The sequence below is a fragment of the Flavobacterium fragile genome (assembly GCF_023634865.1).
Taxonomy (GTDB): Bacteria; Bacteroidota; Bacteroidia; order Flavobacteriales; family Flavobacteriaceae; genus Flavobacterium; species Flavobacterium fragile.
On record NZ_JAMLJN010000001.1, the window covers coordinates 297439 to 321927 of the forward strand.

At 33.2% G+C, this 24489-nt stretch carries 19 protein-coding genes; 12 read left to right on the forward strand and 7 right to left on the reverse strand.

What is annotated here, in order from left to right; translation table 11 throughout:
• Nucleotides 1–4 precede the first annotated feature (4 nt).
• The 9 genes from NAT47_RS01435 to NAT47_RS01475 all read left to right on the forward strand — a co-directional run bounded on the left by NAT47_RS01435 (nucleotide 5) and on the right by NAT47_RS01475 (nucleotide 12413).
• A complete protein-coding gene (locus NAT47_RS01435; protein ID WP_250579643.1) occupies nucleotides 5–1360 on the forward strand; it encodes an MBL fold metallo-hydrolase in 1356 nt (451 codons plus the stop codon).
• A 45-nt stretch (nucleotides 1361–1405) separates the two neighbouring features.
• Nucleotides 1406–1813, forward strand: a complete 408-nt coding sequence (locus NAT47_RS01440) for an HYC_CC_PP family protein (RefSeq protein WP_250579644.1) — start codon at nucleotides 1406–1408, stop codon at nucleotides 1811–1813.
• Between the two features lie 56 nt (nucleotides 1814–1869).
• Nucleotides 1870–4107, forward strand: coding sequence for a TonB-dependent receptor (locus tag NAT47_RS01445; protein ID WP_250579646.1), 2238 nt, complete (start codon nucleotides 1870–1872; stop codon nucleotides 4105–4107).
• Nucleotides 4108–4123: 16 nt separating this feature from the next.
• Nucleotides 4124–4468 carry a heavy-metal-associated domain-containing protein gene (locus NAT47_RS01450; protein WP_250579648.1) on the forward strand — a complete coding sequence of 115 codons (345 nt, stop codon included), beginning with the start codon at nucleotides 4124–4126 and terminating at the stop codon, nucleotides 4466–4468.
• Between the two features lie 117 nt (nucleotides 4469–4585).
• On the forward strand, nucleotides 4586–4954 hold the full coding sequence (locus NAT47_RS01455) for a hypothetical protein (RefSeq protein ID WP_250579650.1): 369 nt from the start codon (nucleotides 4586–4588) through the stop codon (nucleotides 4952–4954).
• A gap of 74 nt (nucleotides 4955–5028) precedes the next feature.
• Nucleotides 5029–7524: a YbcC family protein gene (locus NAT47_RS01460; RefSeq protein ID WP_250579652.1), complete on the forward strand. Its 2496-nt coding sequence runs from the start codon at nucleotides 5029–5031 to the stop codon at nucleotides 7522–7524.
• A 3-nt stretch (nucleotides 7525–7527) separates the two neighbouring features.
• Nucleotides 7528–9396 (forward strand): proton-conducting transporter transmembrane domain-containing protein, encoded by a 1869-nt coding sequence (locus tag NAT47_RS01465; RefSeq protein ID WP_250579654.1) that lies wholly within the window; start codon nucleotides 7528–7530, stop codon nucleotides 9394–9396.
• A gap of 15 nt (nucleotides 9397–9411) precedes the next feature.
• Nucleotides 9412–11013, forward strand: a complete 1602-nt coding sequence (locus NAT47_RS01470) for a SulP family inorganic anion transporter (RefSeq protein WP_250579655.1) — start codon at nucleotides 9412–9414, stop codon at nucleotides 11011–11013.
• A gap of 71 nt (nucleotides 11014–11084) precedes the next feature.
• Nucleotides 11085–12413: a hypothetical protein gene (locus tag NAT47_RS01475; RefSeq protein ID WP_250579656.1), complete on the forward strand. Its 1329-nt coding sequence runs from the start codon at nucleotides 11085–11087 to the stop codon at nucleotides 12411–12413.
• Nucleotides 12414–12502: 89 nt separating this feature from the next.
• Here NAT47_RS01475 and groL read toward each other — a convergent pair whose 3' ends face one another.
• The 7 genes from groL to miaB all read right to left on the reverse strand — a co-directional run bounded on the left by groL (nucleotide 12503) and on the right by miaB (nucleotide 19060).
• Nucleotides 12503–14128 carry a chaperonin GroEL gene (gene groL / locus NAT47_RS01480; protein WP_250579657.1) on the reverse strand — a complete coding sequence of 542 codons (1626 nt, stop codon included), beginning with the start codon at nucleotides 14126–14128 and terminating at the stop codon, nucleotides 12503–12505.
• A 46-nt stretch (nucleotides 14129–14174) separates the two neighbouring features.
• Nucleotides 14175–14450: a co-chaperone GroES gene (locus tag NAT47_RS01485; RefSeq protein WP_250579658.1), complete on the reverse strand. Its 276-nt coding sequence runs from the start codon at nucleotides 14448–14450 to the stop codon at nucleotides 14175–14177.
• A 139-nt stretch (nucleotides 14451–14589) separates the two neighbouring features.
• Nucleotides 14590–14952 (reverse strand): preprotein translocase subunit SecG, encoded by a 363-nt coding sequence (gene secG / locus NAT47_RS01490; protein WP_250579958.1) that lies wholly within the window; start codon nucleotides 14950–14952, stop codon nucleotides 14590–14592.
• Complete coding sequence (locus NAT47_RS01495; protein ID WP_250579659.1) at nucleotides 14952–15758, reverse strand: tetratricopeptide repeat protein; 807 nt, start codon at nucleotides 15756–15758, stop codon at nucleotides 14952–14954. Before NAT47_RS01495 ends, secG begins: the two co-directional genes overlap by 1 nt.
• A 14-nt stretch (nucleotides 15759–15772) precedes the next feature.
• Entirely contained in the window at nucleotides 15773–16276 is a 504-nt protein-coding gene (locus NAT47_RS01500) for an LptE family protein (RefSeq protein ID WP_250579660.1), read from the reverse strand.
• Nucleotides 16276–17532, reverse strand: a complete 1257-nt coding sequence (locus NAT47_RS01505) for a sigma-54 interaction domain-containing protein (protein ID WP_250579662.1) — start codon at nucleotides 17530–17532, stop codon at nucleotides 16276–16278. Before NAT47_RS01505 ends, NAT47_RS01500 begins: the two co-directional genes overlap by 1 nt.
• Before the next feature lie 79 nt (nucleotides 17533–17611).
• The gene (gene miaB / locus NAT47_RS01510; protein ID WP_250579664.1) at nucleotides 17612–19060 is read right to left on the reverse strand and encodes a tRNA (N6-isopentenyl adenosine(37)-C2)-methylthiotransferase MiaB; all 1449 of its coding nucleotides are present in this window, start codon (nucleotides 19058–19060) and stop codon (nucleotides 17612–17614) included.
• 266 nt (nucleotides 19061–19326) lie between these two features.
• Between miaB and topA the strand changes: the two genes are divergently transcribed.
• The 3 genes from topA to porK all read left to right on the forward strand — a co-directional run bounded on the left by topA (nucleotide 19327) and on the right by porK (nucleotide 24488).
• Nucleotides 19327–21828, forward strand: a complete 2502-nt coding sequence (topA, locus tag NAT47_RS01515; protein WP_250579666.1) for a type I DNA topoisomerase — start codon at nucleotides 19327–19329, stop codon at nucleotides 21826–21828.
• A 3-nt stretch (nucleotides 21829–21831) separates the two neighbouring features.
• Complete coding sequence (locus NAT47_RS01520; RefSeq protein ID WP_250579668.1) at nucleotides 21832–22980, forward strand: formimidoylglutamase; 1149 nt, start codon at nucleotides 21832–21834, stop codon at nucleotides 22978–22980.
• A gap of 143 nt (nucleotides 22981–23123) precedes the next feature.
• On the forward strand, nucleotides 23124–24488 hold the full coding sequence (porK, locus tag NAT47_RS01525) for a T9SS ring complex lipoprotein PorK/GldK (RefSeq protein ID WP_250579669.1): 1365 nt from the start codon (nucleotides 23124–23126) through the stop codon (nucleotides 24486–24488).
• The last annotated feature ends 1 nt before the right edge of the window (nucleotide 24489 follow it).

Here is a 24489-nt window from a genome sequence, read left to right on the forward strand (position 1 = left end):
CATTATGAAAATTCATTTTTTAGGCGGCGCAGGAACTGTAACGGGTTCAAAAACCTTAATAGAACACAATAATCTTCGAATTCTTATTGATTGTGGAATGTTTCAAGGAATAAAATCATTGCGAGAATTAAATCGAGAGCCGCTTTCCATATTGCCTGAAACGATTGATTTTGTAATCCTAACTCATGGTCATTTAGATCATTGCGGTTGGTTGCCGAAATTGGTAAACGAAGGTTTCAATGGAAAAATTTTCTGTACCCGACCAACGAAAGAAATTTCGCGATTGATTTTATACGATAGTGCCAAAATTCAGGAAGAAGAAGCTAAAAAAGCAAATGAAGAACATTTCTCAAAACACGATCCAGCCGAACCTTTATACACAGAGGCAGAAGTAGATACTGTAATCCCTAAGTTTCGAGTAGTTGACAAAGATTTGGATGTAAAACTCGATGATGATATTTCGTTTAAATTCTTTTATGCGAGCCATATTTTAGGTGCTTGTTCGATTGAATTAACGATTGATGGAAAAATTTTAGTTTTTTCTGGTGACATTGGTCAGGATGATGATGTACTTATGTTTCCACCTCAAAAACCAAAAAAAGCGGATTACGTTTTTTTAGAAAGTACCTATGGAAATCGTATTCATCCACAAACCGATGTATTGTTTGAATTGGAAACGATTATCAACAATACTTTCAACAAAGGAGGAACAGTTGTAATTCCAAGTTTTGCAGTGGAACGCGTGCAAACCATGATGTATTTGATTTGGCAATTGAAAAAAGAAGAACGCATTCCCAATGTGCCTTTCGTTATTGATACACCTATGGGAATTAGTGTTTTAGACATTTTTCAAGACAATCGAAGTTGGCACAAACTTTCCTTTGAAGATTGTGACGAAATGTGCAAAGTTTTTACCCTAATCTCAGATTACAAAGACAGCATGAATGCCGTTTACGATAAAACGCCCAAAGTAGTAATCGCAGCAAGTGGAATGATTACTGGCGGAAGAGTTCTGTCATATTTGGAAAGATTAATCGATAAACCCGAAACCACTGTTTTATTAGTTGGTTATCAAGCCGAGGGAACCCGTGGAAGAAAATTATTAGAAGGTGCTCAAGAAATCAAAATCTACGGAAAATATTATCCAGTGCAAGCAAATATTATGCTAATTGAAAGTTTATCAGCACATGGTGACCAAAAAGATTTATTGAATTGGTTATCAGAATTAGAAAATAAACCACAAAAAGTATATTTGGTTCACGGTGAAAATCAGGCAGCAGATGAGTTACGATTAAAAGTGCAAGAACAATATAATTTTGATGCTCAAGTGCCATTTTTAGGACAAGTGATTGAAATTTAAGATATTTTAACTAATTCTAAATTAAAAATTATTATTTTTGTTGCGATGAGTTTCAGAAAATACACAAGTATAGTTTTAGCCTCTCTAATATTGATTGCCAATTTAGGGTTAAGTTTTGCTGTGCATTACTGTAATGATAAAATTGCATCGGTTTCTTTTCAATATCAAGAAGACGAACCTTGTGTTGAGGATATAAAATCTTGTTGTGCTAAAGAAGACTCACACGATTCTTGTTGTTCTAATAAGCTAATCAAAGTAGAAAAAAAGACCGATGATATATTGGTTAAAACGCTTCAATTAGATTCAGAACCAGCTGTTTTTATCACAGAATGGAAACCAAATTTTGTTGGATTTGAATCAGAAAATATCGTTTCAAATGAAGTGGCTTTTTATTGCGATTCTCATGCGCCGCCACTCTACAAACTCTACTGTCAATTGGTTTTTTACGCATAAGTTTATTGTTTTTTATTCTGTAAATCAAAGAATTAATAACAATAAATAACTTTATTATGTTTAAAAATATAGCGTTTTTGCTATTCTTTGTTTCTCAATTTATCCATTCACAAGAAACCATAAAAGGAATAGTAACTGACGAAAATAATCAACCTTTAACAGGTGCTAATGTGTTTTGGTATAACACATCAATTGGCGCCATTACTAATGAAAAAGGTGAATTTTTAATCGAAAAATCTACCGAAACGAATTTATTGGTAGTAACTTATATTGGATTTGAAACAAAGAAAGTAGAAATTACCTCTAACTCAATTTCAGTTGTATTAAAAGAAGTAAATACCTTAAAAGAAGTCGTGGTTTCTAAAACGCAAAAAGGAACCGAGCATTCTTTATATAAAGTCCAAAACATTCAAGTTATGGGACAAAAAGAGTTGCTAAAAGCTGCTTGTTGTAACTTGTCGGAAAGTTTCAGTACAAATCCATCTATTGATGTAAATTTTTCCGATGCTGTAACCGGAAATCGTCAAATTAAAATGTTAGGTTTAACCAGTCCGTATATTTTAATTGCAGAAGAAAATATTCCTTCAGTTCGTGGTGCTTCACAAGCTTACGGATTGACGTTTGTGCCTGGAACTTGGGTGGAAAGTATCCAAATTACCAAAGGAGCAGGAAGTGTGATTAATGGTTACGAAAGTATTTCGGGTCAAATCAATTATGAAGTTTTAAAACCAGTTAATGATATTCCGTTTTTCTTAAATGTTTATGGTTCTCAGGATAGCCGTTATGAAATCAACACGCATTTCAATAATAAATTTACTGATAAATTAAGTTCGACTTTGTTTCTTCATGGCAATACTAGACAAAACAGAAACGATATGAACAACGACGGATTTTTAGATGGTCCAATCGGGAAACAAGTCAATATTTTAAACCGTTGGCAATATAACGATGCCGAAAATGGTATCGTAAGTTTTTTAAATGTTCGCTACATGAACGATGAAAAACAAGCAGGAGAAATGAGTTTCAATCCCGATATAGATAGATTAACAACTAACGCTTGGGGAAGCGAAATCAATACGGAGAAAATCGAAATTTCAAACAAAACAGGTTACGTTTTTCCCGATATGCCGTATCAAAGTTTCGGATTTCAGAACTCGTTTCAATCCCATAAACAAGATTCGTATTTTGGTTTAAGCCAGTATGATATCCATCAAAAAAGTTTTTATTCGAATTTATTATTCAATTCGATAATCAACAATACCAAAAATAAATTCACAACTGGTTTAAATTTTACTTACGATGATTATAACGAATTCGTTGATGTGAATTTCAGCCGCGATTTTTCAAGAATTGATAATTCTGTTGGTGCCTTTTTTGAATATACGTATGACAATTCTGATAATTTTAGTTTAGTAGCTGGTGCGAGAGTTGATAATCACAATCGTTTAGGAACTTTCATTACGCCTAGATTACATCTTCGATACAATCCTTGGGAAAATGCTGTAGTAAGAGCTTCCGCTGGAAGAGGAAAACGCGCTGCGAATATTTTTGCTGAAAACCAACAATTATTGGCATCCAATAGAAATTTTTCGATTTTGAATAATGAAGGGAAATTATACGGATTAAATCCAGAAATTGCTTGGAATTATGGTTTGAGCTTCATCCAAAAATTCAAATTAGTAGGAAAAGATGCTGAGGTAATTTTAGATTATTATCGAACAGATTTTCAAAATCAAGCGGTGGTTGATATTGATGCTTCTCCACAAGATGTTTTATTTTACAATTTAAAAGAAAATAGTTTTGCGAATTCATTTCAAGCCGAATTTTCAATTGATTTGATGACGCATTTGACTTTTAAAACGGCTTACAAATATTACGATGTGCAAACACAATTCACCCGTGGACAATTGCAAAAACCTTTACAAGCAAAACACAGAGTTTTTGGGAATTTGGCTTACGAAACACATATCAAAGATAAAGGACAACAATGGAAATTTGATGTAACCTATAATTGGTTAGGCCAGCAACGTATGCCCTTTACACAAAACAACCCAATGGAATATCGTTTAGATGAATATGCACCTTCTTTCGGTACTTTAAATGCTCAAATTACTAAAACATTTTCAAGTACATTTGAAGTGTATGTTGGAGGTGAAAATATGACAAATTACAAACAAAAAAACGGAATAATTCAAAATGAGAATCCTTTTGGAACTTATTTTGATAGTAGTTTGATATATGGCCCCACTTTTGGTGCCATGTATTATGCAGGATTACGATTTAAAATTAAGTAAATTAAAATAAATTAAAATGAAAAGAATTGTTTTATTAGTATTAGCGTGTTTTTTTACTTTGACTATGGTAGCTCAAGAAAAGAAAAGCAAAAATAAAAAAGTAGAAATAGAAGTGGCAGGAAATTGTGGTATGTGTGAAAAACGTATCGAAAAGGCTGCATACTCGGTAAAAGGTGTAAAAAATGCGGAATGGCATTCTGATCACAAAACTATACACTTGGTAATTGACGAAACTAAATGTTCAGCAGAAGATGTTGCTAAGGCAATCGCAGCGGCTGGACATGATACGGGGTCAGTTAAAGCGCTAGATGATGTTTATGAAAAATTACATGGTTGTTGTTTGTATGAACGCATGAAATAATTAAAGGCCCAATTAGAAACTCTGATTGGGCTTTTTTTGTTAAAATTTTGTATAAATTATAATTAAAAACTAATATATAATATACATTTGTATACTCTTAAATGAACAAATGTAGATTTGAAAAAAATAGTTAAAATAATAGTTGTATTTGCACTTACTTTATTTGTATGGTCCTTCTTACCAACAAATAAGATGAACTATGAGTTAACTAATTTATTTCAATTCGAATTACAAGATAGTAAAGAACATCCTCAGTATTCTCATTTTCAAACGGTAGAATTAGAAGAAAGCGATTTTGTATACACAGAGTTAGATCCTGATTTTGAATTACAAAATTCTTGGATTGTATTACCTGACATTTCTTATAATTTTTTCAAAACGCCATTAAGAGGAAAATCAAATTTATTTTCACTTACATTCTTTTCTTCAAAAGAAACTATACCACTTTACGATTTGTTTTGTAATTGGAAGTTTCATCTGTCTTAATACACATATCTCTTCTATCACAATATTAATTTGATTGTGAATTTTCACTGTGTATTAATTTATTTCATTAATCAATGAAAAAACATACCGTTAGTTTTGACGAACATGAAGTTCTTCATCACTTAACCCATTATTTACCAGCACAAAATCCGTTAAAAGACTTTGTGCACCACAATACTTTGCATGCTTTTCAAAGTAAAAAATTTCATGATGCATTGCATGAAGCAACAACTATTTTTGGATATAAAACGTATTTGTCAATATCTGATTTTAGACAACGATTTGCTAATAAGGAAATCAATGAAGCCGTTTTAGATGCTATCATTACAAAAGCAAAAGGAGCTGCAAATCTTCAAATCTGGAAAGAAAAATTACTGAAGACAAATTATGACGAATCCATTTCTCCAAGAATTGGAAGTTTGCGTGCTAATTGGAAAAAACATTATGCTATAAATCTTGAGAAATCAACACATAGTTTACTGTTTCGCGTATTGTGTAGCTATTTAGATCAAGGAATTGCTATTTGGAATTTTCCGATTCATAATAAAGGTTTTTTAGCTTCTATTAGAGAGTTAGAAAAGAATACTTTTAAAGGGATTTTTACTTCTAATAGAGCAAAAAAACTATTACAAGAAAACGCTTCAATTACGCAATTATTAGAGTTAATTGTAGGGAAAGAAGAATTATTTGAACAATATTTGTTTGACCAACAATTCGGACATCCAGGTTGGAGTGGGATGATTGCAACTATCGAAAATAATCCAAGTTCACTATTAGATTCAAAACAAATTACGTTAGAGGAATTAATCAAGTTTGAATTACTTCTTGAAATTGATACTTTAGATAATAAGTTTAATGATATTTGGGCACCACTTGGTTTTAAAATCGAAGACGAAGACTTCTTATTATTTGAAAAAGTTGAATACAATGAACTTTTCGATGTATTATCTATTTGGCAACAAGCATTTGAATGGAATTTCTACGATGCTGTTCTAGCTAATGTTCAAAATATAAAAGAAGAGAAATTGGAAGCAACTCCAAGTTTTCAAGGTATGTTTTGTATGGACGATAGAGAATGTTCTTTCAGAAGACATATTGAACATATTGATAAGAATGCCGTTACTTTTGGAACAGCAGCTTTCTTTAACTTCGAATTTTTCTATCAACCGGTAAATGGGAAATTTTATACCAAATTATGTCCCGCGCCAGTTACACCAAAATTCTTAATCAAAGAAGAACACAGAAAGAAAAAACAAGCTAAAGATTTACATTATCACAAGCAATCACATTCGTTGTTTTTCGGTTGGATAATTAGTCAAACCTTAGGGTTTTCTTCGGCTTTAAAATTGTTTTTGAATATTTTTAAACCTTCGATGTCGCCAGCTACAACGGCTTCATTTAAGCATTTACATAAAAAATCGAAATTGGTTATTGAAAACAAAGATACCAATCAAAAAGAGAATGATTTACAAATTGGTTTTTCAGTAGAAGAAATGGCCAATAGAGTAGAAGGTTTGTTAAAAAGTATTGGATTAGTCTCGAATTTTTCATCAATAGTTTATGTTGTCGGACACGGAGCTACTAGTGTTAATAATACCCATTATGCAGGTTATGATTGTGGTGCTTGTAGCGGAAGACCAAGTTCGGTAAACGCAAAAGTAGCTTCGTTTGCAGCAAATCACCCAGGAGTTAGAGCCATTTTGAGACAAAGAGGAATTGATATTCCAACTTCAACACAATTTTTACCAGCTTTACACGATACAACTCGCGATGAAATTGCTTTTTATGATGAAGATACGTTATCAGAACCAAATAAAGCTTTGCACCAACAAAATGTAATTACGTTTACGAAAGCTTTAGATAACAACGCAAAAGAACGTTCAAGACGATTTGATACGATTGATACTTCAGATACTTTAGAAAAAGTGCATGAAAAAGTAAAACGTCGTTCACTTTCTTTATTTGAACCTCGTCCTGAATTAAATCACGCTACGAATGCCATGTGTATAGTAGGAAGAAGAAGTTTGTCAAAGCAATTGTTTTTAGACCGACGTTCTTTTTTGAATTCATATGACTACGAAGTCGATCCTTCAGGTGATTATTTAGCGATTATCTTAGGAGCAGTTACACCTGTTGGCGGTGGGATTAATTTGGAATATTATTTTTCAAGAGTTGACAATCAAAAATTAGGAGCGGGCTCGAAATTACCTCACAATGTAATGGGATTAATTGGAGTTGCCAACGGAATCGATGGCGATTTACGTCCAGGTTTGCCAAGTCAAATGATTGAGGTGCATGACCCGGTTCGTTTGTTAGTCATTGCCGAACATTTTCCTGAAAAGGTTATGTATGCAATTACAAAAAATCCGGCTACTTATGAATGGTATAAGAATGATTGGGTGAAATTAGTGGCAGTTCAACCTGAAACTAAAGAGCTTTTTGTTTTTGAAGACGAAAAGTTTGTTCCCTATCAACCTATTCAAACTGTAAATTTCATTAAAGATGAAATGCAGTTGGTTGAAACTACAAAAGAAAATCTTCCAGTAGGAATAATCACTAATACCCTTTAAGTCATGAACGAGTTATTGCAATATTTTATACTGTTACCGTTTTTAGGCTTTATCATTAGTTTGTTTTTGCCTGAATCTAAAGAAAAAGCCATCTCATGGACGGCTTTTGGAACGGTTTTTTTACAATTAATAGGATTAGCAGCTTTTATCATTTTTTGGATAATTGACGGAGCTAAAGATTTAAATTTATTAGAATTGTCGGTATTAAAAACAGCTCATTACGAGTTTTATATCGCTTTCTATTTTGACCAAATCTCAGCTGTTTATTTGTTCATTGGAGCTTTATTAACTTCGATGATAACTACTTATAGTCGTTATTATTTACATAGAGAAAAAGGATACAAGCGTTTTTTTAATACGGTTTTGTTTTTCTTTTTCGGATATAACTTAGCTATTTTATCAGGAAACTTTGAAACCTTATTCATTGGTTGGGAGATCATTGGAATTTCTTCTTTCCTTTTAATTGCTTTTTATAGAGAACGTTATTTACCTGTTAAAAATGCATTCAAAGTATTCTCAATTTACAGAATTGGCGATGTTGGATTGCTATTAGCCATGTGGGCAAGTCACCATTTATTTCATGAAAATATTACCTTCATGAAGTTAAATAATTACGAATTGGTCAACGAACATCTGCAAAATCATTCCATTATCGGAATATTCATTGCGCTTTGTTTGGCTTGTGCGGCTGCGGCAAAATCGGCTCAGATTCCGTTTTCGTCTTGGTTGCCAAGAGCTATGGAAGGACCAACACCTTCGAGCGCTATTTTCTATGGTTCCTTATCAGTGCATTTAGGAGTTTTCTTGATGTTGAGAACGTTTCCATTTTGGGAACATCAAACTACCATGCGTTTTGCCATTGGATTAATGGGATTAACCACGAGTTTGGCGGCATCGGTTATGGCAAGAGTTCAATCTTCTGTAAAGAGTCAAGTTGCCTACAGTTCAATTTCTCAAATTGGAATTATATTTATTGAAATTGCTTTAGGTTTTGAAACATTAGCCTTAATTCACTTTGCTGGAAATGCATTTTTGAGAACATATCAATTATTGGTATCGCCATCAGTAGTGAGTTATTTAATTCGCGACCAATTTTACAATTTCAAACCAAGAGAAAAAGCTATCGAAGATTCGTATCCAAAGAAAATAGAATACACGCTTTACATTTTAGCTCTTAAAGAATTCAATTTGGAAGGTTTCTTAAATATGGTTTTGTGGAGGCCCTTGAAAATGATTGGTAAATCACTAGATTTCATGAATATTAAGAGAATTTATTTCTTCTTCATTCCAATCTATTTATTGGGATTCATAACGTATAAATTCAAGTTACATTTACCTTATCAAATTACCAATATTCTTCCTGAATTATTTGCTTTTATTGGTTTGGTATTCGTTTTCAAATCGTTTTCAGAACGTAGAAGTCCGTTTTTAGCCTGGATTTTAATTGTAATGAATCACTTTTGGATTGCTTTAGCCATTGTGTTTAATGACAAAGTTGGTATTAGCGAAATTGCTATTTATCTATCAGGAATTATTGTTGCTGGAATCATAGGGTATGTAGCTTTATTACAACTTCGAAAATTAGAAAGAAAAATTCTGATTAATCAGTATTTAGGGCATGTTTACGAGCATCCTAAATTTGCTTTCTTTTTCTTGTTAGCGACATTAGGAATCACGGGCTTTCCAATTACAACAACTTTCATCGGCGAAGATTTGGTTTTTAGTCATATTGAAAGTAATCAACTATTCTTAGCCTTTTTTGTAGCATCAAGTTTTGTGGTTTCAGGTATTGCTGGAATCCGAATTTATGCTCGTCTTTTCTTAGGTCCTCACGTTAAAACGTATCATGAGTTACCTTACAAATCATCTTAATTTATTCGAAAAAATATGAACGCAAATATAAAAAAATACATTCCTGCTGATGGATTAGCAGGTTTAAAAGAAAATTTTAAAACGGATGCCATTTCTGGTTTCATCGTGTTTTTATTGGCATTGCCTTTGAGTTTAGGAATAGCAAAAGCTTCTGATTTCCCACCAATTATGGGATTAATCACGGCTATTATTGGTGGAATTGTAGTTTCATTTTTCATGGGTTCTCGTTTAACAATTAAAGGGCCAGCTGCTGGTTTAATTGTTATTGTTGCTGGTGCTGTTGCAGAATTTGGAAAAGGAGATAACGAATTAGGTTGGAAGTTAGCCCTTGGAGCAATGGTTGTTGCGGGAGTAATTCAAATTCTTTTCGGAGTTTTAAAATTAGGTAAATTGGCCGATTTCTTCCCTCTTTCTGCTATTCACGGAATGTTAGCAGCAATTGGAATTATCATTATAGCAAAACAAATTCCCGTCTTATTAAATGATAATCCAACGTTAGCAAAAGGTAAAGGTCCATTGGAATTATTAGCTAATATTCCAAACTTCATTGCTAATTTAGATCCTAAAGCTTCTATTATAGGTGTTGTGAGTTTGTCAATTATGATGGGATGGCCTTATATCAAAAATAAAACTATTAAAATGATCCCAGCTCCGCTTGTGGTATTGTTGTTTGCTATACCATGTGAGTTATTCATGCATTTTAAACAAACAGAACCGGTTTATGCTTTAGTGAAAATTGGAAGTTTTGTTGATAATTTGAATTTCAATGCAAGTTTTGAAGGTTTTTCTCAAACAGGATTATTTATTAAGTATGTAATTATGTTTGCTTTAGTAGGAACATTAGAATCATTGTTGACAGTAAAAGCAATCGATTTGTTGGATCCTTTCAAAAGAAAATCAAACATGAATAAAGATTTAATTGCTGTCGGAATTGGAAATACAATTGCGGCTTTCTTAGGAGGTTTACCAATGATTTCTGAAGTGGCGCGTTCTTCTTCAAATGTTAACAATGGTGCAAAAACAAGATGGGCAAATTTCTTTCACGGATTCTTTATTTTAATGTTTGTATTACTTGCTACTCCAATATTAGAGTTGATTCCAAATGCCGCTTTAGCTGCAATGTTGATTACAGTAGGGATTAAATTAGCACATCCAAAAGAATTCATTCATACATTTCAAATCGGTAAAGAACAATTGGCAATTTTTTTAGTAACGATTTTCTTTACATTATTCGAAGATTTACTTATTGGTATTGCTGCTGGGATGGTTTTAAAAATCATCATTCATTTAATTAATGGAACACCAATTTCTTCATTATTTAAAGCACCAACATTAGTTTCTTTTGAAGGAAATAATTATTTGGTTGAAATTAGTAAAGCAGCTGTTTTTACAAATTACTTAGGTGTAAAAAGTAAATTAGAAGCAATTCCCTATGGTTTTGATGTAACAATAGATTTAAAGAAAACGAAATTAGTTGACCATTCTGTAATGGAAAACTTGGAGCACTTTAAACATGATTATGAAGCTAATGGAGGTACAGTTAAGATTAAAGGATTAGAGAATCATAAGCCACTTTCTGCTCATCCATTGTCTTCAAGAAAAGCAAAACTAGCTTAGTTTTTTAGTAGTAAAATAATAATTGGAAACCCATAATCAAATGGGTTTCCTAATTCTTTATATCAAAAAAAATGAAAAATATTTTTAAATATTTAGGAGTTTTTGCATTAGTGTTAGTTACTATAAAAGCAAATGCTCAAGAAGAAAAAAAGCCTGAATCCAATAGCTTTTTTAAAGATCGTAAATTCAATTTGAATGAAGATGGAAGTAACTATGTAAAGTTTACAATGTTAGCTCAGCTTTGGCTTCGCAGCCAAGATTATAATCCAGGAACAACAATTTTTGGAATTGAAAAAAGTAGTGGAACTGATATTGGAATTCGTCGTTTTAGAATACAAATTTATGGGCAAATAACCGATAGAGTTTTTATTTACTCACAATTTGGACAAAATAACTTAAATAACATTTCTGATAGAAAGCAAGGGTTCTTTTTGCATGATGCCATGGGGGAATATGCAATTGATAAAACAAAGTTGTCTTTAGGTATGGGATTGTCGGGTTGGAGTGGATTAGCTCGTTTTTCCTCTCCATCAACAGGTTCTATTTTAGGAGTTGATGCACCATTGTTTCAGCAAACTACAAATGATGTTACGGACCAGTTTTTAAGAAAATTATCAGTTTTCGCAAAAGGGAAATTAGGTAAATTAGATTATAGAATTGCAATGGCGCAACCAATGGCAATTCAAAAATCGGTTAACTATAATCCAGCCATAAATACCAATTGGAATTTTTCAGCTGCTCCTCCAAAAATGCAATGGAACGGTTACTTTCAATATCAATTTAAAGACCAAGAGAGTAATTTGATGCCTTATATGACAGGAACTTATTTGGGTAAGAAAAAAGTATTCAATATCGGTGCTGGTTTTATTTATCAAAAAGACGCCATGTGGAAATTAAATGCAGTTGGTGATACTATTAATCACAATATGTTACATTTATCTGCCGATATTTATTATGATGCTCCAGTTGGATCAAAAGGACAGGCTATTAGTGCTTATGCAAGTGTTACAAAATATGATTTTGGAGATAATTATACCCGTAATTTAGGTGTGATGAATCCAGCAAATGGAAATAACAACGCTACAATTTTAAATGGTGCCGGAAATGCATTTCCAATGTATGGTACAGGTACAACTTTATATGGTCAGATCGGATATAAATTAAAAGAGAATTTAATTGGCAAAACCACACTTATGCCTTACGCATCAATTCAGAGCTCTAACTTTAATCGTTTAAACGATCAAATGAATTTTTATGATATTGGTGTAAACTGGTTATTAGCAAATCACACTTCTAAGTTTACTGTTTCTTATCAAGATAGACCAATTTATAATACTGCTGGAGACCAAGTTTCAAGAAATGGTGCTGTAATAGCACAATATCAAGTTTTTTTTAATTAGATAGTTTTATTTTTTGTTTTAAGTTGTTTTTAAAATAAAACCCGATTAGAACTTTCTAATCGGGTTTTATGTTTATGATTATTTGAATCTTACAGCATACCTGGCATTCCTCCGCCCATTGGCATTGCAGGACTGTCTTCTTTGATGTCGATTAATGCACATTCAGTAGTTAAAATCATTCCAGCTACAGAAGCAGCATTTTCTAAAGCTACACGAGTTACTTTTTTAGGATCGATGATACCCGCAGCTAACATTTGAACGTATTCTCCAGTTTTTGCATTGAAACCAAAGTCATTAGTTCCTTCAGTTACTTTAGCAATTACAACAGAACCTTCACCTCCTGCATTTTCTACAATAGTTCTTAAAGGTGCTTCAACTGCTTTGTTTACGATTTGAATTCCTGTTGCTTCATCAGCATTTTCAGCTTTTAAGTCGTTTAAAGCAGCTTTAGCTCTTACTAAAGCCACACCACCTCCAGCAACAATTCCTTCTTCTACAGCTGCACGAGTTGCATGTAAAGCATCGTCTACACGATCTTTTTTCTCTTTCATTTCTACTTCTGAAGCAGCTCCAACATACAATACCGCAACACCACCAGCTAATTTAGCTAAACGCTCTTGTAGTTTTTCTCTGTCGTAATCAGAAGTGGTTGTTTCGATTTGCGATTTAATTTGATTTACTCTTGCTTTGATGTTTTCAGCATCACCTGAACCGTTAACAATTGTCGTATTGTCTTTATCAATGGTAATGTTTTCTGCCGTTCCTAACATATCTAAAGTAGCGTTTTCTAATGAGTATCCGCTTTCTTCAGCAATTACAGTTCCTCCGGTTAAGATTGCGATGTCTTCTAACATTGCTTTTCTTCTGTCTCCAAAACCCGGAGCTTTAACCGCAGCAATTTTTAATCCACCACGTAATTTATTAACTACTAATGTTGCTAAAGCTTGTCCGTCAACGTCTTCAGCAATAATTAATAATGGTCTTCCAGATTGTGCTACTGGTTCTAAAACTGGTAATAACTCTTGTAAGTTAGAGATTTTTTTATCGTATAATAAAACGTATGGATTGCTTAATTCGGCTACCATTTTATCAGCATCAGTTACAAAGTAAGGTGATAAATAACCTCTGTCGAATTGCATTCCTTCAACCACATCTACATAAGTATCTGTTCCTTTTGCTTCTTCTACAGTGATAACACCTTCTTTACCTACTTTTGAGAAAGCAGTAGCAATTAAATCACCAATAGTTTCGTCATTGTTAGCCGAAATAGAAGCTACTTGTTTGATTTTATCAGAAGAATCATCTACAGCAACCGCTTGTTTTCCTAATTCTGAAACAATAGTTTCAACCGCTTTATCGATTCCACGTTTCAAATCCATCGGATTAGCACCAGCGGCAACGTTTTTCAACCCTTCTTTCACGATTGCTTGAGCTAAAACGGTTGCAGTTGTTGTTCCGTCACCTGCTAAATCATTGGTTTTAGAAGCTACTTCTTTTACCATTTGAGCCCCCATATTTTCTAATGGATCTTGTAATTCGATTTCTTTTGCAACAGAAACACCATCTTTAGTCACTGTTGGTCCACCAAATGATTTTGAAATAATTACATTTCTTCCTTTTGGACCTAAAGTTACTTTAACTGCATTTGCTAATGCATCAACTCCACGTTTTAAACCATCGCGTGCTTCAATGTCGAATTTTATATCTTTTGCCATTTTGTTTTTTGTTTAAGTGTTTAACTTTCTATGTTTTTATTTACGATTAAAGAATAGCGTAAATTTCGTCTTCACGCATGATTAGGTAATCTTTACCTTCGTATTTAAACTCTGTTCCAGAGTATTTCCCATAAAGAACTACATCGCCAACTTTAACTGTCATGGTATAATCTTTTTTACCATTTCCTACGGCTACTACAGTTCCTTTTTGAGGTTTTTCTTTTGCAGTGTCTGGAATAATAATTCCTGAAGCGGTTGTAGTTTCAGCTGCTAAAGGCTCAATAACTACTCGATCTGAAATTGGTTTAATGTTTAATGACATAGTTTTTATATTTTAATGTTGTTATTAATTTGTTGCTTGCTTTATTTCAGAAATTGTGCCAAAGCCATTTTCTGACAATTTTTCGGTAAAAAAAATGCCAGCACTGACATGCTGGCATTTTGTATATTGCTTTAAAATCTTATTTTGTAGAGTCAGCTGCGGTTGGTGCTGGTGCAGCAGGTGCAGCTTGTTTTGCAGCTTCTGGTGTTGATGGAATAGTGGTTGTTGGAACAGCAGTATCGTCATTACCTAAAACTTTAGAACCAGATGCAGTTCCATTAAAACTTAAACTAGAAAGTAAAATTAATGCTATTAAAATTCCTCCTAAAGTCCAAGTACTTTTATCTAAGAAATCGGTTGTTTTTTGAACACCACCTAATTGTTGAGAACCACCAAATGAAGAAGATAAACCTCCACCTTTAGGGTTTTGAACCATAATAGCTAAGATTAATAAAAAACAAACAATTGTTATCGCAATTAAAAAACCTGTGAATCCCATAATTAATTATTATTTTGTTGTAAATTTTTGATTTCATTTATTCGGTCTGCAAAGAAACTACTTTTTTCTGGATATTTCAAAATTAATATTTCATAAGCTTGTATCGCTTTTGTATATTTTTTTTGTTCTAAATACACTTTAGCCAAAGTTTCAGTCATTAGATGCGTAGGTTCTTCAACGCTTTTGCTAATATTTGCAGGTGTTTTGGTGCTTTCTTTTACTGGAGCAATTTTTGGATTGGCTTCAATAAATTTATCGATTATCTCTAATTTTTTTTGTTTTTCAGGGTCGTTTTGAATGATTTTTTCCTCATTTTTACGCACAATTGGTGAAATTCTTGTTAGTTGCAACCATTCTTGAAACGAATGTCTCTCATTTGGAGTGAAAGGTAAAGGTTTACCAATTTCTAACTTTTTTTCTGAAGTCTCTTGAGTGTATTCTGATTTTGGAGTTTCTTCTTCAGCACTTGTGTTTTCAATCTCATGCAAAACAATGACTTGTTCTGAGTAATGTACTTCTATATCCAACATAGATTTTTGAATTTCGTCTATTTTCTCCTGTTGAATAGCTGTAAAATTATCTGATGTAATGAATTCAAATAAGATGGTTCTATCAGTAGTGTAAGCTGCAGTTTTCTTTAACTCGTAATTGTATCTAAAACTTTCCTGATTGTACAACCCTTTTAAATGTAAAGCTCTTGCCGCTTGAAAATAGGGAAACTGTAAAACTACATTCTCTAAAGCAATCGTTTGCTTTTCGTTTATAGTTTCGGTTTTGTTTAAAAGATATGTTAAATCAGTTATATTCAAAATTTACAAATTAATTACCATTTAGCTAATGATTCGTTGAAAATGTCTTGTGTAATTCGTTCGAAAATAACATCTAAAGCTGTTGTTAATTGTGAACCTACCAATTGTTGATTGGCATCGAAATCATAGAAAAAAGAAAAACGTTTTTCAAAATTATCATCTTCTTTATTTCTGTTAATAAACCTAACATTAATACTAATTGTCAAACGGTTCTGAGCAGCTCTTTGATCTGCTGTAGCTGTCATTGGAGTTATGCGATAATCTACAATTTCACCTTCATAAATTAATTCACCTCCTTGATTGACTAAGTTTAAATTGGTTTGGCTTTGTATGATATCTTGTAATTCTAAAGTAAAAGTTCTTTCAATTCCTGGCTCTACTAGCGGAGCGTTGTTCTGAAAATAGTTAACTTGAAATGTTTTAGCATTTACCGGACTTGCCCCAGTGAAATTGTAAACACTACAACTATTCAAAAGAAATGAAAAAGTGAAGGTTGTTATAATTATGAAATATCTCATTATAAATTGTATTGTTTTATTTTTCTGTAAAGTGTTCGTTCCGAAATTCCTAATTCATCTGCTGCTGCTTTTCGTTTTCCTTTATTTCGTTCTAAAGATTTCTTAATTAATTCAATTTCTTTAGCTTCTAAACTTAACGTTTCTTCTTCATCAACCGTTTCGGCAAATAAATAATTTTCATCATCATCTTCAAACTCTTCCTGAATTAAATTATTCTGACTAGGAAGCATTTCTACTGATGGTTCTTCTTCAAAAATTGCATTTTCTTCAGGCTTACCGTAAATCTTTTGAATTAAACTTTTGTTGGTTTCTTGAACTTTTGAACTTCCGTTTTGCATCAATTCTAAAGTCAATTTTTTCAAATCGTTCAAATCGCTCTTCATATCAAAAAGAACTTTATACAAAATTTCTCTTTCGTTACTAAAATCGCTCTCTGATTTTTTTGTTCCAATGACTGAAGGTAAACTCGCATTTTCCATTGGCAAATAGGAGAGAAGCGTTTGCGATGAAATCTCGCGTTTCGTTTCCAAAACCGAAATTTGTTCGGCTACATTTCGTAGTTGACGAATGTTCCCGCTCCAACGGTATTTTAAAAGTATTTCAACTGAGCTGTCATCTAATTTGATGGCAGGCATTTTATATTTATGCGCAAAATCAGAAGCAAATTTTCTAAACAACAAATGAATGTCATCTTTACGTTCGCGAAGCGGTGGCAACATAATATCAACCGTACTCAATCGATAAAATAAATCCTCACGGAATTTCCCTTTTTCAATCGCGTCAAACATATTGACATTCGTAGCCGCTACAATTCTAACATTTGTTTTTTGTACTTGCGATGAACCTACTTTTATAAATTCCCCATTTTCTAAAACACGTAACAAACGTACTTGAGTAGTTAAAGGTAATTCGCCAACTTCATCCAAAAATATAGTTCCGCCATCAGCAACTTCAAAATAGCCTTCACGTGTATTGGTTGCTCCAGTAAATGAACCTTTTTCGTGACCAAAAAGCTCACTATCAATCGTTCCTTCTGGAATGGCACCACAGTTGACGGCGATATATTTTCCATGTTTTCTGTGCGAAAGGGCGTGAATGATTTTTGGAATACTTTCTTTTCCAACACCACTTTCACCTGTTACCAATACCGAAATATCCGTTGGAGCAACCTGAATGGCTTTCTCCACGGCACGATTGAGTTTTGGGTCGTTCCCAATAATTTCAAATCGTTGTTTTATAGCTTGTACTGATTCCATATAGTTTGTTTCAGGTTTCAGGTTTCAGGTTTAGAAAGTTAACTTGAAACTTTTAAACTTGAAACTTGAAACAAAAAAATTAATTCATTATTTCAGAATATCCAACTGCTTCTCCAATTAAAGTTGCAGCGGTACAATCTGTGATTTTTACCATTACGAATTCACCTACTTTGTAATTTTCTTTTGGGAAAACTACTACAGTGTTTTGTGAATTTCTTCCGCTCCAATGAGCATCAGAACGTTTTGATTCTTTTTCAATCAATACTTCAACTTCTTGACCAATGAAACGTTGTGTTCTTTCTAAACCAATTCGTTGTTGTAAGTCGATGATTTCATTTAAACGTCTTTTCTTCACTTCTTCTGGAACGTCGTCTTCCATTTTTCTAGCAGCTAAAGTTCCTGGACGTTCAGAATACGCAAACATAAATCCGAAATCATATTTTACATATTCCATCAAACTCAACGTGTCTTTATGATCTTCTTCTGTTTCTGTTGGGAAACCAGCAATCATATCTTGTGACAACGAAATGTCTGGAATAATAGAATATATTTTATCAATTAACGAGATATATTCTTCACGCGTGTGTTGACGATTCATTTCTTTTAAAATTCTAGTGCTTCCACTTTGAACAGGTAAGTGAATATATTTACAAATGTTGTGGTGTTTCGCCATAGTTTCAATTACTTCCACATGCATGTCTTGCGGATTAGAAGTTGAAAATCTAAAACGCATTTTTGGAAACAACGTGGCGCATTTGTCTAATAATTGTGCAAAATCAACTGCTGTAGCTTTTTGCATTTCGGTTGCTTTGTCGAAATCTTTTTTCAAACCACCACCATACCAAAGATAACTGTCTACGTTTTGTCCTAATAAGGTAACTTCTTTGAAACCTCTATCGTATAAATCTTGGATTTCATCATAAATACTTTGAGGCTCACGGCTACGCTCACGTCCACGAGTAAAAGGAACTACGCAGAAGGTACACATGTTATCGCAACCTCTTGTAATCGACACGAAAGCATTAACTCCGTTGCTATTCAAACGAACAGGTGAAATATCACCATAAGTTTCTTCTTTTGAAAGAATTACGTTGATGGCATCTCTTCCTTCTTCAACTTCGGCTAATAAATTTGGTAAATCTTTGTAAGCATCGGGTCCAACGACCATGTCCACAATTTTCTCTTCTTCTAAAAACTGACTTTTCAAACGCTCAGCCATACAACCTAAAACCCCAACTTTCATTGAAGGATTGATTTTTTTTACCGCGTTGTATTTTTCTAAACGCTTGCGAATCGTCTGCTCCGCTTTATCGCGAATAGAACAAGTGTTTACCAAAACCAAATCAGCATCTTCCAGATTTTGAGTCGTATTATATCCGTTTTCATAAAGAATAGACGCCACAATTTCGCTGTCCGAAAAATTCATTTGGCAACCATAACTCTCTATAAAAAGTTTTTTTGTATTTCCTACTTTTTGGTCAAGCACTAAACTCTGACCTTGTTTGTTTTCATCAATTACCTTTTCCATATCAAAGATTTCCATTAAATCATTCCGAAGTTTCGGAACGCAAAGATAATACTAAATTATAAAATCTGACAAGATGGCAGAAAAGGTTTAACATGAAATTTTAAATTATTTTTTATTGCAATTCCAAGTAGCCGTTTTTCGTGGATTTTATACCTATATATATAGGAGTAATTTGACTGATATTTTGGTTAATTATAGGTAAAAAAAAGCTCAAGATGTTAAAATTTAAAAAAAACCTATACTTTTGCGATTCAAAAAAATATGAAATGGCAAAGAATTTAGTAATCGTTGAGTCACCTGCAAAAGCAAAAACCATCGAGAAATTTCTAGGAAGTGAGTATCAAGTTGAGTCGAGTTATGGACATATTGCTGACTTGCCTTCGAGAGAAATAGGAGTGGATGTAGAAAATGGTTTTAAACCGAAATATGAAGTTTCGGCAGATAAAAAAGCATTGGTGACCAAATTAAAAGGATTAGCTAAAAATGCCGAAATGGTTTGGTTGGCTTCCGATGAGGACCGTGAGGGAGAAGCAATTTCTTGGCACTTATCTGAAGAATTAAAATTAAAACCAGAAAAAACAAAACGTATTGTTTTTCACGAAATCACAAAATCAGCTATTCAAAAAGCAATCGAAAATCCGAGAGGAATAGATTATAACTTAGTAAACGCACAACAAGCTCGTAGAGTTTTAGACCGATTAGTAGGTTACGAATTATCGCCAGTACTTTGGAAAAAAGTTAAAGGAGGTTTATCTGCAGGTCGTGTGCAATCAGTTTCGGTTCGTTTGATTGTGGAGCGTGAAAGAGAAATTCAAAATTTCAAACCAGAAGCTTCTTACAGTATTACAGCAGAGTTTACAAACGAAGCAGGAAAAACATTCAAAGCAAAATTACCTAAGAACTTCGCAACTAAAAAAGAAGCAGAAGATTTCTTAAATAAAAATATTGGTTCGTCTTACAAAGTAGGAGATTTAGAAACCAAACCAACAAAAAAATCACCAGCAGCACCATTTACCACTTCAACGTTGCAACAAGAAGCGGCGAGAAAATTGTATTTGCCAGTTGGGATTACCATGCAAATTGCACAACGTTTGTACGAAGCCGGACTTATTACTTATATGAGAACGGATAGTGTAAATTTATCGCAAGAAGCCATGGCAGCAGCTCAAGCTGAAATTACCAGTTATTACGGAAAAGAGTTTTCTAAACCGAGAAATTTCAATACCAAATCAAAAGGAGCACAAGAAGCACACGAAGCGATTCGTCCAACAGATATGTCAAGACATACTGTGGATATTGATAGAGATCAAGCGCGTTTGTACGAATTGATTTGGAAAAGAACATTGGCTTCTCAAATGAGTGATGCTGAATTGGAGAGAACTAATGTAAAAATCGAAGCAAGCAATCATTCGGAAACTTTTACAGCAACTGGAGAAGTAATCAAATTTGAGGGTTTCTTAAAAGTGTATTTAGAAGGACATGATGATGATGAAGAGGAACAAGAAGGAATGTTACCGGCTTTAAAAGTAAACGAAAAGCTTACGAATAATTATATCACGGCTACAGAACGTTTTTCGCGTCCACCAAGTCGTTACACAGAAGCTTCTTTGGTGAAGAAATTAGAAGAACTAGGAATTGGTCGTCCATCAACGTATGCGCCAACTATTTCTACTATTATCGCTAGAAATTATGTAGAAAAAGGAAGTTTCGAAGGTCAAGAAAGAAAATACAACCAATTGATCTTAAAAGGAGGAGAAGTAAAATCTCAAGTTTTAACGGAAAATGTGGGATCAGATAAAGGAAAATTAGTTCCAACTGATATCGGAATTATCGTGAATGATTTCTTAGTTAAGAACTTTAATACGATTTTAGATTACAACTTCACTGCAAAAGTGGAGCAAGATTTCGACGAAATTGCAGAAGGAAAAGTGGATTGGGCAAAGATGATGAATGATTTTTACAAACACTTCCATCCCAATGTAGTCGATGTAGAGAAAAATGCGGATAGAGAAAGTGGTGAAAGAATCTTAGGAGTACATCCCGTTTCTGGAAAACAAGTTTCGGTTCGTTTAGGAAAATATGGAGCAATGGCTCAAATTGGAGATGCGGATGATGAAAACAAACAATTTGCAAGTTTACGTCCTGATCAAAATATTGGAAACATCACTTTGGAAGAAGTATTGAACTTATTCTTGCTTCCAAAACAATTAGGAACATATAAAGGAGAAGAAATAGAAGTGAACAATGGTCGTTTTGGACCTTATGTTCGTTTTGGTTCTCAATTTATTTCCTTACCAAAAGGAATGGATCCAATGGATGTTACCATGGAAACGGCTCAAGGTTTAATTGATGAAAAAATGCAAGCAGATGCTCCTATTGGAACCTACGAAGGATTACCGGTTCAAAAAGGAGTGGGACGTTTTGGACCTTTCATCAAATGGAACGGAATGTTTATCAATGTTAATAAGAAATACAACTTCGATAATTTATCACAATCAGACATTGAGGAGTTAATCGAAGAAAAACAACAAAAAGACATTGATAAGGTAATTCATGATTGGAAAGAGGAAGGAATCAAAGTGGAAAAAGCACGTTGGGGTCGTTCTGTAATTACCAAAGGTAAAATCAAAATTGAATTAAGCAAAGATGTTGATGCTTCAAAATTAACATTAGCTCAAGTTCAAGACATGATAGAAAAGAAAACACCAGCAAAAAAGACAGCTGCCAAAAAAGCTCCAGCTAAGAAAACAACCGCTAAAAAGAAATAAGCAATGGTTTTTGATTTTTTACAACCTATTTCAACTTCTGTAGAAGAATACATTGCAACATTATCCAATCAAACATTAGGAAAAAAAGTGGTGTTTCATACCCAAACCGATTTTCCAGTTTTGGACAATGTTGCGATCGCTGTAATAACGGTTAATGAGTTTAGAGGAAGTAAAAAAGACAATGATGATTTTTCGTTTGATTCTTTTAGAAAACAATTTTATAGTCTTTTTCCTGGAAATTGGAATACTACAATAGTGGACTTAGGAACTATTGAGGCGGGAGCTAGTGTTGAAGATACTTATTTTGTAGTAAAAAAAATAGTTGCTGAACTAGTAAAGAAAAGAATTATTCCAGTAATTATAGGAGGAAGCCAGGATTTAACCTATGCGATGTATCGTGCTTATGATAATTTGGATCAAATGGTAAATATTGTTTCGGTTGATAGTCAATTTGATTTTTCAAAAGAAAATAGACTAGACTCCGAATCGTATCTTTCAAAAATAGTTGTAGAAGAACCTAACAATCTTTTTAATTACAGTAATTTAGGTTTTCAGACGTATTTTAATTCACAGGAAGAAATTGATTTAATCGAAAAATTATATTTTGAAGCCTATCGTTTAGGAGAGGTTTCTAATAATATTGCTATTGCAGAGCCTGTTTTTAGAGATGCTGACTTGGTAAGTGTGGATATGCATTCAGTGCAATCTTCCTATTCTGGGAATTTTGATGATTTCAATCCAAATGGATTTACAGGAAAAGAAGTTTGTGCTCTAACTCGCTATGCAGGTATCAGTGATAAAGTGACATCGTTGGGTATTTTCAATTTTAATCCAAATTCGAACGAAGTTGTGTTAATAAGTCAAATGTTGTGGTATTTTATTGAAGGATTTTCTTTTCGTTCTCATGAGTATCCTTTTGGGACTAAAGAGCAGTATATCAAATATATAGTTCCAATAGGCGATGAAGAATTAATCTTTTATAAAAGCAATAAAACCGCGAGATGGTGGATAGAAATTCCTTTTTTAACACATGTTAACAATAAATTGAAAAGAAATACGTTATTACCTTGCACACATGAAGATTATTTAGCAGCTTGCGAGCAAGAAATTCCAGAACGATGGTGGAAGGCTCAGAAACGAAATGTTATATGAAATTATAATATTTTAAAAATAAGTTAAAGGTTGTAGACTTGTGAAAAATATTTTTTATGTTTTTAAAAAAAATAATTGTTTTTTTGAAAATTAATGAATAGGTTTACGCCCTGAAAATAGAAATTACATTTAACCTAATTTATATGAAGAAGTTTGTTGCATTATCAGCAATATTATCATTGTTTATCAGTTGTGGTAAAGGCGATAAAGGAGAATTAGTAGGAGTTAAAGGGAAGAAATGGCATCCTGAAAAACCTTACGGCATGACGTTAATTCCTGGAGGAGCTTTTATTATGGGTAAATCAGATGACGATTTAGCTAATGTTCAAGACGCGCCAACTAAAACAGTAACCGTTCGATCATTTTACATGGACGAGACAGAAATTACGAATAGTGAGTATCGTCAGTTTGTTGATTGGGTTAAAGATTCAACAATTAGAACAAGATTGGCTATACTAGCTGATGAGCAAGGAAAAAAACAAGGAGATGGTATTGGTAATTACGCTTTTGCTGATGTAGATCCTGCAAAAATGACTCCATATGATAAATACATGTATGAGAATTACTACAGTGTAGGAACTGATGATGATATTTATGCTAATAGAAAATTAAATAAAAAGGCTAAATTGATTAAGGAACCTAGTAAATATCCTGATGAGTTTTATGTAGAAGTAATGGATTCTATGTATTTGCCAGAATCAGAATCTTATAATGGTTTGAAAACTATTGACGCTTCAAAACTTAAATTCAAATACAATCAGGTTGATTTAAATAAAGCTGTTAAGAAAAAGGGACGTAAAAACTTTTATGAAGATGCACCTGCTATTGAAATCTATCCTGATACAACAGTATGGATTAAAGACTTTGAATATTCTTACAACGAGCCTATGCATAATGATTACTTTTGGCATCAAGCTTATGGTGATTATCCAGTTGTAGGGGTGTCATGGAATCAAGCAAAAGCTTTTTGTGCTTGGAGAACTATGTACAAAAATGCCTATATCAAAAAGAAAAAAGGTAGAGATCAAGTAAATTCTTTCCGTTTGCCTATTGAAGCGGAGTGGGAATATGCAGCTAGAGGTGGAATTGAAGGAGGAACTTATCCTTGGGGAGGACCATACTCTAAAAATGATAGAGGTTGTTTCTTAGCAAATTTCAAACCAAATAGAGGAGATTACGCTGCTGATGGAGCTTTATATACAGTAGAGGCTAAGTCTTATGAACCAAATGATTTTAATCTTTACAACATGGCCGGTAACGTAGCGGAATGGACTGAAAGTTCATATTATGCAGAGGCTTATGAATTTGTTTCTACAATGAATCCTCACGTTTCTGACAAGAAAAATCAAAGAAAAGTAGTTCGTGGAGGTTCTTGGAAAGATGTGGCTTATTATTCGCAGGTAAGTACTCGCGATTATGAGTATGCAGACTCTGCAAGAAGTTATATTGGATTCAGAACAGTGCAAGATTACATGGGTAAAGAAGCTACTGGTACATCACCGAAATAAT